Source organism: Ensifer soli, from assembly GCF_041928815.1.
GTDB lineage: Bacteria > Pseudomonadota > Alphaproteobacteria > Rhizobiales > Rhizobiaceae > JBHFEI01.
On record NZ_JBHFEI010000013.1, the window covers coordinates 40,336 to 53,551 of the forward strand.

Genomic DNA, 13,216 nt, shown 5'->3' on the forward strand with positions numbered 1-13,216 from the left:
CGCCGGCGGCGGCACGCGCCACAGCTTGCGATGAACATCCGGCGGAGCGCTGCGGTCCCTTGTCGCCGCGCCCGCGGCGATAACCCATCGCTCCTCCCGGCGGCATCGGCTGCGTCAGCGGCGAGTTTTGTTTGTCTTCGCCATCGGGTCTGGTAGTAGATGCGTTATCGGATGCCAAGGATCGCCGATCTTGGTTAAGAACCCGTCAACGGCGTGCCGATGGCAGCGATGGTGGCAGCAATGAGCAGCAGGAAGAAACCTCTCGTCTTCATCACCCGCAAGCTGCCGGACGCGGTCGAGACGCGCATGCGCGAGCTCTTCGACGCCGAGCTCAACATCGACGACACGCCGCCCTCGCGCGAGGCGCTCATCGACGCGATGAAGCGGGCCGACGTCCTGGTGCCGACCGTCACCGACCGGATCGACGAGGCGCTGATCGCCGAGGCCGGGCCGCAGCTGAAGCTGATCGCCAGCTTCTCGAACGGCATCGACCATATCGACGTCGAGGCGGCGGCCAGGCGCGGCATCACCGTGACCAACACGCCGAACGTGCTCACCGAGGACACGGCCGACATGGCGATGGCGCTGATCCTCGCCGTGCCGCGCCGGCTTGTCGAGGGCGCGCGGGTGCTGACGGACCGGAAGGGCGAGTGGGCCGGCTGGTCGCCGACCTGGATGCTCGGAAGGCGCCTTTCCGGCAAGCGCATCGGCATCGTCGGCATGGGGCGGATCGGCACGGCGGTCGCCCGCCGGGCCAAGGCCTTCGGGCTTTCGATCCACTACCACAACCGCAAGCGCGTCAGCCGCGAGACGGAGGCAAATCTCGAGGCGACCTACTGGGACAGCCTCGACCAGATGCTCGCCCGCGTCGACATCGTCTCGGTCAACTGCCCGTCGACGCCCGCCACCTATCACCTGCTCTCGGCGCGGCGGCTGGCGCTGCTGCAGCCGACGAGCATCATCGTCAACACCGCCCGCGGCGGCATCATCGACGAGACGGCGCTGATCAAGGCGCTGCGCGAGGGCCGTATCGCGGGTGCCGGTCTCGACGTGTTCGAAAACGAGCCGGCCGTCAACCCGAAGCTCGTCAGGCTCGCCAACGAGGGCAAGGTGGTGCTCCTGCCGCATATGAGCTCGGCGACGCTCGAAAGCCGCATCGACATGGGCGAGAAGGTGGTGATCAACATCCGCACCTTCTTCGACGGTCACCGGCCGCCGGACCGTGTGCTGCCCGGCCGCCTGTAGCGGATCGTGTCGAACCGCGCCTCCAGCGCGTCGTAGATCAGCAGCCGGCCGAGAAGCGGCGTGCCGGCGCCGGTGACGAACTTGATCACCTCCATCGCCATCAGCGTGCCGACGACGCCGGGCAGCGCCCCGACGATGCCGGCCTCGGCGCAGGTCGGCACGGCGCCCTCCGGCGGGCGCTCGGGAAAGAGGTCGCGGTAGCGCGGCAGTGGTGCTCCCTCCGCATCCGTGTCGAAGGGGGCGAGCACCGTGACCGAGCCGTCGAAGCGGCCGACCGCGCCGGTGACGAGCGGCACGCGCGCGGCCTCGGCCGCATCGGCGACGAGGTAGCGGGTGGCGAAATTGTCGGAACCGTCGACGGCGATGTCGTAGCCCGACAGAAGGGCTGCGGCATTCTCCTCCGTCAGCCGCAGCCCGTGCCGGTCGACCGCGACATGCGGATTGATCCGGGCGACGGCGGTCGCGGCGCTGTCCACCTTGGCCATGCCGATCGCATCCGTGTCGTGGATGATCTGGCGCTGCAGGTTCGACAGCGACACGGTGTCGTCGTCGACGATGCCGAGCCTGCCGATACCGGCGGCCGCGAGATAGGCGATCAGCGGCGCGCCGAGCCCGCCGGCACCAACGACGAGCACGCGCGCGGCCTTCAGCTTCTGCTGCCCGCCGCCGCCGATCTCCGGCAGGATGATGTGGCGGGCATAGCGGGCGATCTCGTCTGCGTGAAGCGGGTCGGCCATCAGGACGCCTCCGGGTCGGGTTGCGAAAGGACGTGGCCGTCGGCGACGGTCAGAAACTGCGCGCGCGTGCCGAGGGCGTCGAACATCGACCGGTCGGTGCCGGTCATGAAGGCCTGGCCGCCGAGCCCGTCGACGAGATCGAACAGCGCCCGGCGCCGGCCGGCATCGAGATGGGCGGCGATCTCGTCGAGGAGCAGCACCGGTGCCGCCCCGGTCATGGTGGCGACGAGCCGCGCATGGGCGAGGATCAGGCCGACGAGCAGGGCCTTCTGTTCGCCGGTCGAGCAGCGCCCCGCATCCATATCCTTCTCGCGATGGCGGATGACGAGGTCGGCGCGATGCGGCCCGTCGAGAGTGCGGCCGGCGGCGGCGTCGCGGAAGCGGCCGGCCTTCATCAGGTCGAGGAACTCCTCCTCCAGGTCGAAGGCGGGGCGGTGCCACGCGCTGTCGAGGAAGCCGGACAGCGCGAGGTCGGCAGAGGGAAAGGCGGTGGCGCCGCCGTCCCGATCGGCGAGCGCGGTCAGGAGCCCGATCATCTCGCGGCGCGCCAGCGCCATGGCGATGCCGAGCGAGGCCATCTCGCGCTCCAGCGCCGTCAGCCAGGCGGGATCGGGGCGCGGATCGGACAGAAGCCGGTTGCGGCCACGCATCGCCTGCTCATAGTCGGCCGCGCGCCGTCCGTGGGCGGCGTCGAGCGACAGCACCATGCGGTCGAGGAAGCGACGGCGATCGGCGGCGGGACCGGTGAAAAGCCCGTCCATCGACGGCGTCAGCCACAGGACACGCAGATGGTCGAGCAGTTCGTCGACGGTCTTTGCCGGCGTGCCGTTCAGGCGGAGCTTCCGGCTCGCGCCCTCGTCGACGCCGCCCGTGCCCGTGCCGATCTCGACCGGGCCGTCGAGGCCGTCGAGCGCGGCGAAGACGGTGAAGCCGTCGTCCGCCCGCCCGAGCCGCGTCACCTCGCCATAGGGTGCACGCCGCAGGCCGCGGCCGGGCGACAGGAGCGAGACCGCCTCGAGCAGGTTGGTCTTGCCCGCGCCGTTCTCGCCGGTCAGCACGACATGGCGGCCGTCGAGAGCGAGATCGAGCGCGTCGTAATTGCGGAACGCCCGGAGTTTCAGCCGGGAGAGGCGGACCGGGCCCACCAGGGCCTCAGTCGCTCAGCGTGTCGAACAGGCCCTTCATCCGGGCGAAGAAGCCGGAGGATTCCGGATTGTTCTCCTTCGACGACAGGTCCTCGAATTCCTTCAGCAGTTCGCGCTGGCGCTTGGTCAGCTTCTGCGGCGTCTCGATCTGGATCTGGATGTAGAGATCGCCCATCTGGCTGGAGCGCAGCACCGGCATGCCCTTGCCCTTGAGGCGGAACTGCTTGCCGGCCTGGGTGCCCTCGGGCACGGTGACGCGCGACTTCGACCCGTCGAGCGTCGTCACGTCGAACTTGCCGCCGAGCGCCGCCGTCGTCATCGAGATCGGCACGGCGCAATAGAGGTCGGCGCCGTCGCGCTGGTAAAAGGCGTGCGGCTTGACCGTCAGGAAGATGTAGAGGTCACCCGACGGCCCGCCGCGCAGGCCCGCCTCGCCTTCGTTCGCGAGCCGGATGCGGGTTCCGTCCTCGATGCCCGCCGGAATGTTGACCGAGAGCGTCCGCTCCTCGGTGATCCGGCCCTGGCCGTGGCACTTGCCGCAGGGGTCGGAGATCGTCTGGCCGCGGCCCTGGCAGGTCGGGCAGGTGCGTTCGATCGAGAAGAAGCCCTGGGCGGCGCGCACGCGCCCGGAACCCTGGCAGGTGGCGCAGGTCGTCGGCTTGGTGCCGGGCTTGGCACCACTGCCCGAACAGACGTCGCAGGTGATCGAGGCGGGAACGCGGATCTGCGCGGTCTTGCCCGCATAGGCCTCTTCCAGCGTGATGTCCATGTTGTAGCGCAGGTCGGCGCCGCGCTCGCGGCCGTTCGCAGAGCGGCGCTGGCGGCCGCCGCCCATCATCTCGCCGAAGATATCCTCGAAGATGTCGGAGAAGCCGCCCGCGCCCATGCCGCCGGGACCGGCGCCCATGCCGCCCTGCTCGAAGGCCGCATGGCCGTAGCGGTCGTAGGCCGCCCGCTTCTGCGGGTCCTTCAGCGTCTCGTAGGCCTCGTTGATTTCCTTGAACTTGCGTTCGGCTTCCGCATCCCCCGGGTTCTTGTCCGGATGGAATTGCATCGCCAGCTTGCGGAAGGCGCTCTTCAGCTCTTTCTCATCCGCCGTTTTTGAGACGCCGAGCGTTTCGTACAGATCGCGTTTCATACTGTTGCAGACTGTCCTGTTGACAAGGCGCGCCCATGCCGCCGGCCGGCGCATGCCTCTGATGACCTTGTCATGGATTTAGTGAATCGTCGCGCGCGATGCCATAGCAAAGCCTGCCGCGGCGTCGTTTTTTAGCAGAATTCACGAGACCGGGACGGCTGCGGCGGCGGCGGGACGTCTGCGACCGCCGACGATCTGCGTCAGCCGGTCGCCGACGGGCTTCTCGAAGTAGCGGTCGGAGAGATAGGCGACGAGGACGGAGAGCGCCATCGGCACGAACCAGAACTGGTAGAAGCCGATGACGCCGAGCGGCTCGACGAGGAAGCGCCAGACCACGGCGAGCATGACCGTCTCGACCACCGGATGCCACATGTAGATGCCGAAGGAGACGCGGCCGACCGGCGACAGCGGCGCGAGGAAGCGGGCACCGTCCGGATTGTTCTTCTCGACCACGGCGGCAAGCAGGATCGAGACGGAGAGGATGGCGAGGACGAGATAGGACGGCCAGGCCATCAGCATCGCCGTCGCCGTCAGCGCGAAGCCGGCCCAGGCCCACAGATGCGAGCGCAGCGTGATTCCGGCATCGCGCACGAGGAGCATGATGATGCCGCCGATGGCGAAATCGACGAAGGCGCGATAGGCGCCGAACGTATCGGCCTTGAGCCAGCTTTCGAACGGGATGATGCCGGCCCGGGTGGCGGCCTCGAGCGCGACGATGCTGACGGCGATCAGGCCCGCCAGCGCCTTCATGCCGCCGATGCGGATGGCGAAGGCGTAGAGCGGCAGCAGCAGGTAGCAGAACCATTCCGCCGACAGCGACCAGGTGACATAGTTGAAGCTCAGATGCTCCGTCGTGCCCCAGGCCTGCAGCAGCAGGAGATTCTGCAGCAAAAGGTCGACGTCATAGCGCTCCGGCTGGGTCGTCGGCACGAGGTTGAGGTGCACGGCGATGCCGACGGCGACGAAGAAGCCGAAGGTGACGAGGTAGAGCGGGTAGAAGCGGGCAAGGCGCTTGACGAGGAAGGACCGGTAGCCGCGCCAGTTCAGCACCGTGTCGCCATAGCGATAGAGGATGAGGAAGCCGGAGATGATGAAGAACATGTCCATCAGCGGCAGCAGGCGCTCCAACGTGTGACTTGCCTCGAACTGGTCGCCGGGGCCGTAGCGCAGGAAATGATAGGCCATCACCAGAAGGGCGGCGAGCAGGCGCCAGAACTCGATTATCCGGAAAAACATTCTGACCCCACACCGACCCGAGCTTCAAGCCCGACGAGAGCTTTAGCAAAGGATGATACGGGAGGGGGATAAATCCCCTGTTAAGATTAATGCTGCCATCGGCACGAAAAAGCCCGGACCGCGGGAGCGGTCCGGGCCGGATCACCGGAGACGGCGATCAGGCGGATTTCTTCCGGCCGTCGTCGTCGACCTCTTCATAGTCCGCGTCGACGACATCGTCACCGCGGGCATCGCGGGCGGCGTCGGCCTCCGCCTGCTCGCTCTGCTGCGACTCGTACATCGCCTGGCCGAGCTTCATCGAAGCCTCCATCAGCGTCTGCGTCTTCGCCTTCAGCTCCTCGAGATCGGGCTCGGAAGCCTCCGTCGCCACCTTCAGCGCGGCGATCGCATCGGAGATCGCGGTGCGGTCGGCGGCCGAGACCTTGTCGCCATAGTCCTTCAGCGACTTTTCCGACGAGTGGATCAGGCTTTCGGCCTGGTTCTTCGCGTCGACCGTCTCGCGGCGCTTCTTGTCGGACTCGGCATTGGCCTCGGCGTCCTTGACCATCTTCTCGATCTCGGCATCCGAAAGACCGCCGGACGCCTGGATGCGGATCTGGTGCTCCTTGCCGGTGCCCTTGTCCTTGGCCGAAACCTGCACGATGCCGTTGGCGTCGATGTCGAAGGTGACCTCGATCTGCGGCACGCCGCGCGGCGCCGGCGGAATGCCGACCAGGTCGAACTGGCCGAGCAGCTTGTTGTCGGCGGCCATTTCGCGCTCGCCCTGGCTGACGCGGATGGTCACGGCCGACTGGTTGTCCTCGGCGGTCGAGAAGGTCTGGCTCTTCTTCGTCGGGATCGTCGTGTTGCGCTCGATCAGGCGCGTGAAGACGCCGCCGAGCGTCTCGATGCCGAGCGAGAGCGGAGTGACGTCGAGCAGCAGCACGTCCTTGACGTCGCCCTGCAGGACGCCGGCCTGGATCGCCGCGCCGAGCGCCACGACCTCATCCGGATTGACGCCCTTGTGCGGCTCCTTGCCGAAGAGCTGCTTGACGACTTCCTGGACCTTCGGCATGCGGCTCATGCCGCCGACGAGCACGACCTCGTCGATTTCCGAGGCAGAGACGCCGGCGTCCTTGAGCGCGGCCTTGCACGGCGCGATGGTGCGCTGGACGAGGTCGTCGACGAGGCTTTCGAACTTGGCGCGCGACAGCTTCAGCGTCAGGTGCTTCGGGCCGGAGGCGTCCGCCGTGATGAAGGGCAGGTTGATTTCGGTCTGCTGCGAGGAGGAGAGCTCGATCTTCGCCTTCTCGGCGGCTTCCTTCAGCCGCTGCAGGGCGAGCTTGTCCTTCTTCAGGTCGATGCCCTGGTCCTTCTTGAACTCGGCCGCCAGGTACTCGACGAGGCGCATGTCGAAGTCCTCGCCGCCGAGGAAGGTGTCGCCGTTGGTCGACTTCACCTCGAAGACGCCGTCGCCGATTTCCAGAACCGAGATGTCGAAGGTGCCGCCGCCGAGGTCGTAGACCGCGATCGTCCTGCCGTCCTTCTTGTCGAGGCCGTAGGCGAGCGCCGCCGCGGTCGGCTCGTTGATGATGCGCAGCACTTCGAGGCCGGCGATGCGGCCGGCATCCTTGGTCGCCTGGCGCTGGGCGTCGTTGAAGTAGGCCGGAACGGTGATGACCGCCTGGGTGACCTTTTCACCGAGATAGGATTCGGCGGTTTCCTTCATCTTCTGCAGGATCATCGCCGAGATCTGCGAGGGAGACTGGGCCTTGCCGCCGGCCTCGACCCAGGCATCGCCATTGTCGCCCTTGACGATCTTGTAGGGGACGAGGCCCTTGTCCTTCTCGACGGTCTTGTCGTCGTAGCGGCGGCCGATCAGGCGCTTGACCGCAAAGAGGGTGTTTTCCGGGTTGGTCACCGCCTGGCGCTTGGCCGGCTGGCCGACGAGGCGCTCGCCGTCGTCGGAGAAGGCGACCATGGACGGCGTGGTGCGCGCGCCTTCCGCATTCTCGATGACCTTCGCGTCCTTTCCGTCCATGACGGCGACGCAGGAATTGGTCGTTCCCAGATCGATTCCGATTACTTTAGCCATATCATGTCTCCTTGCAGCGGACTGTCCGAACCCGTTCGGCGTTCCCTGGACAGCCCCTAACGGGGATGGTCTTGAACTTCAAATGTGCGGCACGCTTTCGCGCTGATGGGGGCTATATAAGGACCACCGTTTCGGACTGCAAGGCAGCGGCAGAGGCGAAATCCAGCAAAATCAGACGGCCGCAAACGCCTCAGTTTCCGGTGAGAATATCGTAGAGCGTCGTGCGCCGCGTCGCCCCCGTCGTCTCGCCGACATCGGCCGGCGGCACGAGGTCCGGCATCGCCGTCTGCTGCTCGGCCTCGCCCTCGGCGATCGCCCCCTCCACCGTCATCGGGGGCCCGGGAAAGGCGTCGATCGCGGCGGACGGCAGGCCGTCCGGCGGCGCATGCGCCCCCTCGCCCGGCGCCGGCCCGTCGAAGACCGGTTCGACGGCGGAGAGGCCGAAGAGCGGCACAGGCGAGAGCCCGTCATGGGCGGCGGTCATGAAATCGTGCCAGGCGACGGCAGGCAGGCCGCCGCCCGTCACCTTCTTCATCGAACGGCCATCGTCATTGCCGAACCAGATGCCGGTCGTCAGGTTGCTGGTATAGCCGACGAAGAGCGCGTCGCGGAAGGATTGCGTCGTGCCGGTCTTGCCGGCCGCCTCCCATTGGGCAAGCCGCGCCTTCCTGCCGGTGCCCCCAGTGAGGACGCCGGCCATCATCCGGTTCATCCCGGCGACGACGGCCGGATCGAGCACACGGGGCGGATGGGCGTGATCGGCCGCGTAGACGGGGGTGCCGTCCGCCTTCGTCACCCGCGCGATGATGTAGGGCGAGGCCTTGAAGCCACCGTTCATGAAGGGCGCATAGGCCGACGTCAGCTCGACGAGGCTGACCTCGGAGGTTCCGAGCGCGATCGAGGCGTTGACCTGCAGCTCGGAGGTGATGCCGAGCCGGCGGGCGAGGCGTGCCACCTGCTGCGGACCGGCCTCCATCACCAGTTGGGCCGCGATCGTGTTCAGCGACTGGGCAAGCGCGGTGGCGAGCGTCACGGGCCCACGATATTTCTGGTCGTAGTTCTCCGGCGTCCATTTGCCGATCTTCACCGGCGCGTCGTTGCGCACGGAGGCGCCGGTGCGGCCGATCTCCATGGCGGCGGCATAGACGAAGGGCTTGAAGGCGGAACCCGGCTGGCGCTTCGCCTTGAAGGCGCGGTTGAACTGGCTCGTCGCATAGTCGCCGCCGCCGACGATCGCGCGGATCGCGCCGGTGCCGTCGAGCGAGACGAGGGCGGCCTGCGAGGCGTCGAGCCTCGCCCCCTCCCCGTCGAGAAGCCGCGCCAGCGTCTCCTCCGCCTTCTTCTCCAGGCCGAGGTCGAGCGTCGTCTCGACGACGAGGTCCTCGCCGATCGTGCCGATGAGGCCGGGCAACTGGTCCATCACCATGTCGGCGGCATAGTTCTCCGCGCCGGACCAGAAGCTCTTCGCCCGGGTCGGCGGCTGCGACATCGCCGACTTGGTTTCCGCCTCGGTGATGAAGCCCTCTTCCTGCATGGCGCCGAGCACGACTTGGGCCCGCTCCTCCGCCGCTTCCGGGTCGCGCGCGGGCGACAGGCGCGAGGGCGCCTTCAGCAGGCCGGCGAGCAGCGCCGCCTCGCCGAGATTGACGTCGCGCGCCGGCTTGTTGAAATAGCGACGCGACGCCGCCTCGACCCCATAGGCGTTGGAGCCGAAGAAGACGCGGTTGAGATACATCGTCAGGATCTGGTCCTTGGTGTAGGTCTGCTCCAGCCAGAGCGCCAGCAGCACCTCCTGCACCTTGCGCTCCAGCGTCCGCTCCGGCGAGAGGAACATGTTCTTGGCGAGCTGCTGGGTCAGCGTCGAGCCGCCCTGCACCATGCGCCCGGTCGTCAGGTTGGTGATCATCGCCCGGGCGAGGCCGAGCGGATCGATGCCGAAATGCGAATAGAAGCGCCGGTCCTCGATGGCGATGACCGCCTGCGGAATATAGGGCGACATGGTCTCGAGCGAGACAGCCTCGCCGCCCGTTATGCCGCGATTGGCGATCGTCGAACCGTCGACGGCGAGGATCTTGACGTTCGGCGGACGCTCGGGCACGGCCCAGGTCGTGGCGCTCGGCATGCGCGCGCCGTAATAGAGCACGATGCCGGCAAGGCCGATGCCGCCCCAAAGGCCGAGCACCGCGGTCCAGTAGACGATGGCGCGCAGGAAGCCGAACAGGCCGCCGCCGGACCGCCGGCCGCGGCTGCGCCGGGCCGGCGGCCTGCCTTTCGCAGCCTTCCTCGATCCGCGTCCGCCGGCGACCCGGTCGGCCGCCGCGACCGAAAAGTCCGCCCCGCCGCTCCTGCCGTCGAAGGACGGCTCCACGCGCTGTCGTGATTTCCTGCCTGCCATGTCGGATCGGCCGTTCGCCTTTCGGTTCCGCTGCCCCGACGCCCCGCAGGACGCCGCGCCGTTCATGCGCCGCTGTGGCCTGGACTCTAATTGCGGCGATTTAAGGCGGGGTTAAGGATGGCGGCCCGGTCTTCAGGCCGGCGTCTCGTCGCTTTCCGACAGGAAGCGGTGGCGCTCGAACAGCACGATGATGACGAGGGCCACGAGGAAGGGAACGATCAGGTAGAGCAGGCGGAAGATCGCCAGCGCCGCGAGCACGGCGGCCGGATCCATTTCCGGAAGCGCGGCGATGAAGACGAATTCGAGCACGCCGATGCCGCCCGGCGCGTGCGAGAGCAGCGCCACCGAGAAGGAGGCGAGGAAAATGCCGAGGATGACGACGAACCCGGGATTGCCGGCGGCCGGCAGGGCGAAATAGATGATGGAGGCCGCCGCGATCAGTTCCGCCGGCGCGATGACGAGCTGGCGGAAGACGAGGGAAGGGCGCGGATAGTGGAGCTGGAACCAGCGCGTCTTCACCGGTCTGAACCCGATCAGGCTGCCGGCGACATAGAGCCCGACCAGCATCAGGATCAGCACACCCGCCACGACGGAGGCGCCCTCCGGCAGGAAGGGGATGAAGCGGTCGATCACGCCCGGTTTCAGCAGCAGCACGATCGCCACGAGCATGACTGTGCCGAGCGCGAAGGTGAAGGAGCAGAAGGCGACGAGCACGCCGATCTCGCCGGGCGTCAGCCCCTTGGAGGCATAGGCGCGGTAGCGGATCACCGCACCGGAGAAGACCGAGGCGCCGACCGTGTGCGAGATCGCATAGGTGGTGAAGGAACAGAGCGTGATGAACCAGAGCGAGATGCGATGGCCGAGATGGGCGAGCGCCAGGTGATCATAGGCCGCGAGCGCCGCATAGGCGAAGAGCGTCGCGCCGATGGCGCAGAGCCAGGCCGAGAGCGGCACCGCCTCGAAACGGGCGACGAACTCGGCAAAGGACAGGCCCTGCACTTCGTCGTAGAGGGCGTTGAGCGAGAAGACGATCGCGGCGAGGCCGATCACCGGCCACATGAACTTCCGGATGAGGCGCATCATCGGTACCCGCCGCCGCATCGCGCCCCTGTCCCGGAGAAACCGCCCACTCCGTCACGCCCGCGCGGGGCGTGCGCCTTCGTCATCCGCACCAAAACCGTCATGGGGCGATCTGACCATCCCGGCCGGAGGGGGTCAACCCCTTTTACCGTCAACTCAGCGCGTCGAGGATGCGAATCCAGGAGCTGATGCCTTTGTGGAAGGAGGCGAGGTCATACTTCTCGTTCGGCGAGTGGATGCGGTCGTCCGACTGGGCAAAGCCGACGAGCAGCGATTCCATGCCGAGCATCGACTGGAAGTCGCCGACGATCGGGATCGAGCCGCCCATGCCGATGACGAGCGGCGGGTTCGGCCATTCGTCGGCGAGCGCGGCCTTGGCCATCCCGAGAAGCGCCGAATCGTAGGGCAGGCTGATCGCCGGCGAGCCGCCATGCTCCTTGAAGGCGACGGTGCAGTCCGCAGGCAGCATGGCGCGCACATAGGCGCGAAAACTGTTGCGGATCGCCGCCGGGTCCTGCCTGCCGACGAGGCGGAAGGAGATCTTGGCGCTGGCTTCGGCCGCGATCACGGTCTTGAAGCCGGCGCCGGCATAGCCGCCGGAAATGCCGTTCACCTCCGCCGTCGGCCGTGCCCAGACCAGCTCCAGCACGGAGCGGCCCTTTTCGCCCGCGGGCACCGACAGGCCGATCGGGCCGAGGAAGCGTTCCGGCGTCATGCCGAGCCCGTCCCACATCGCCTTGATCTGCGAGGGGGTCTCCTCGACGCCGTCGTAGAACCCGTCGAGCGTGACGCGGCCGGTCTCGTCGTGCAGGCCGGCGATGATGCGCGACAGGACATGCACGGGATTGGCGGCCGCGCCGCCGAAGGCGCCGGAATGGAGGTCGCGGTCCGCGGCCGTGACGGTGATCTCCTCGCCGACGAGGCCGCGCAGGCCCGCCGAGATCGCCGGCGTGTCGCGGTCCCACATGCCGGTATCGCAGACGAGGGCGCAGTCGGCCTTCAGTTCCGCCGCATTCGCCTCCAGAAAGGGCTTAAGCGACGGCGAGCCGGATTCCTCCTCGCCCTCGAACAGGATGGTGACCGAGCAGGGCAGGTCGCCGGTCGTTTCGAGATGGGCCCGGCAGGCCTCGACGAAGGTCATCAGCTGGCCCTTGTCGTCCGAGGTGCCGCGGCCGGTGATGACGCGGGCGCCGTCGGCCGCCTCGCGGATCGCCGGATCGAAGGGATCGTTGTCCCAGAGCGCCAGCGGATCGACCGGCTGGACGTCGTAATGGCCGTAGAACAGCACGTGGCGCGCGCCGGGGCTTTTCGAGGCGCGGTGGCCGACGACCATCGGATGGCCGGGCGTGTCGCGGACCGACGCGTCGAAGCCGATGTCGCGAAGCTGACGCGCCAGCCACTCGGCCGCCTTGCGGCATTCCGGCGCATAGGCTGGGTCCGTCGAGATCGAGGGGATGCGCAGAAGCTCGAAGAGCCGCTCGAGGCTTGCCGGAACCGTGTCGTCGGCCAGCGCGAGAATGTCCGAAATGTCTGCCATGATGCGACTCTCTTCAAGGAATGCCCGGGCGAGCCTATCCTATCGCGCGCGCGGCTGCCATCGCGGCGACGGAGAAAGTCAGCGTTGCGCCTCCTCGTCGCGCTCGGCATTGGCGAGGACCATGCGCATGTATTCGAGCATCAGCTCGCGCTCGAAATGGCGGAAGCCGGCCATCAGCGACCGGTCGGCGGCCATCGCCGCCTCCTTCGCCGCCGCCTCGATGGCGCGGCCCTTCTCCGTCAGAAAGATCTGCTGAGAGCGGCGGTCGTCGGGGTGGCGCCGCTTCTCGACCAGCCCGTCGCGCTCCATGCGGGCGAGCGTGTTGGCCATGGTCGCCTGCTCGATGTCGAGCCGGTCGAGCAGCTGGCGCTGGGTCAGCCCGTCCTCGGCCCACAATTCGAGAAGGACAGGGAACTGGCCGGGCGCGAAGCCGAGCTGCCGCCCCCTCTCCTGCAGCGCGCGGGAGAAGCTCTTGGCCAGAAGGCCGGCAAGATAGGTGGCGGAATCCCTACGCTCGAATGCCATGGCCAACTCCTAAGCCCGATCTGCGGCGAAGACAAGTATTGCCAAGTAAAAGCAACTGACGGAGGAGTCCTGATCAAGAGACGAGGTCGCCACGGCGTGGCGGC

Annotated in this window: 10 protein-coding genes; 1 reads left to right on the forward strand and 9 read right to left on the reverse strand. The window is 67.7% G+C overall.

What is annotated here, in order from left to right; all coding sequences use genetic code 11:
* The first annotated feature begins 240 nt into the window (after nt 1-240).
* Nucleotides 241-1,245, forward strand: coding sequence for a 2-hydroxyacid dehydrogenase (locus ACEVQ6_RS18455; protein ID WP_374890516.1), 1,005 nt, complete (start codon nt 241-243; stop codon nt 1,243-1,245).
* Here the strand turns inward: ACEVQ6_RS18455 and ACEVQ6_RS18460 are convergent.
* The 9 genes from ACEVQ6_RS18460 to ACEVQ6_RS18500 all read right to left on the reverse strand — a co-directional run bounded on the left by ACEVQ6_RS18460 (nt 1,206) and on the right by ACEVQ6_RS18500 (nt 13,112).
* The gene (locus ACEVQ6_RS18460; protein WP_374890517.1) at nt 1,206-1,982 is read right to left on the reverse strand and encodes a molybdopterin-synthase adenylyltransferase MoeB; all 777 of its coding nucleotides are present in this window, start codon (nt 1,980-1,982) and stop codon (nt 1,206-1,208) included. The genes ACEVQ6_RS18455 and ACEVQ6_RS18460 overlap by 40 nt on opposite strands.
* Nucleotides 1,982-3,127 carry a DNA replication/repair protein RecF gene (gene recF / locus ACEVQ6_RS18465; protein ID WP_374890518.1) on the reverse strand — a complete coding sequence of 382 codons (1,146 nt, stop codon included), beginning with the start codon at nt 3,125-3,127 and terminating at the stop codon, nt 1,982-1,984. Before recF ends, ACEVQ6_RS18460 begins: the two co-directional genes overlap by 1 nt.
* 7 nt (nt 3,128-3,134) lie before the next feature.
* Nucleotides 3,135-4,265: a molecular chaperone DnaJ gene (dnaJ, locus tag ACEVQ6_RS18470; protein WP_374890519.1), complete on the reverse strand. Its 1,131-nt coding sequence runs from the start codon at nt 4,263-4,265 to the stop codon at nt 3,135-3,137.
* Between the two features lie 141 nt (nt 4,266-4,406).
* Nucleotides 4,407-5,501: an acyltransferase family protein gene (locus ACEVQ6_RS18475; protein ID WP_374890520.1), complete on the reverse strand. Its 1,095-nt coding sequence runs from the start codon at nt 5,499-5,501 to the stop codon at nt 4,407-4,409.
* Between the two features lie 157 nt (nt 5,502-5,658).
* On the reverse strand, nt 5,659-7,575 hold the full coding sequence (gene dnaK / locus ACEVQ6_RS18480) for a molecular chaperone DnaK (protein ID WP_374890521.1): 1,917 nt from the start codon (nt 7,573-7,575) through the stop codon (nt 5,659-5,661).
* A gap of 190 nt (nt 7,576-7,765) precedes the next feature.
* Nucleotides 7,766-9,970: a transglycosylase domain-containing protein gene (locus ACEVQ6_RS18485; RefSeq protein WP_374890522.1), complete on the reverse strand. Its 2,205-nt coding sequence runs from the start codon at nt 9,968-9,970 to the stop codon at nt 7,766-7,768.
* A gap of 132 nt (nt 9,971-10,102) precedes the next feature.
* On the reverse strand, nt 10,103-11,050 hold the full coding sequence (locus tag ACEVQ6_RS18490) for a lysylphosphatidylglycerol synthase transmembrane domain-containing protein (protein WP_374890587.1): 948 nt from the start codon (nt 11,048-11,050) through the stop codon (nt 10,103-10,105).
* Nucleotides 11,051-11,201: 151 nt separating this feature from the next.
* Nucleotides 11,202-12,587: a M20/M25/M40 family metallo-hydrolase gene (locus tag ACEVQ6_RS18495; protein WP_374890523.1), complete on the reverse strand. Its 1,386-nt coding sequence runs from the start codon at nt 12,585-12,587 to the stop codon at nt 11,202-11,204.
* Nucleotides 12,588-12,665: 78 nt separating this feature from the next.
* On the reverse strand, nt 12,666-13,112 hold the full coding sequence (locus ACEVQ6_RS18500) for a MarR family winged helix-turn-helix transcriptional regulator (RefSeq protein WP_374890524.1): 447 nt from the start codon (nt 13,110-13,112) through the stop codon (nt 12,666-12,668).
* Between the last annotated feature and the right edge of the window lie 104 nt (nt 13,113-13,216).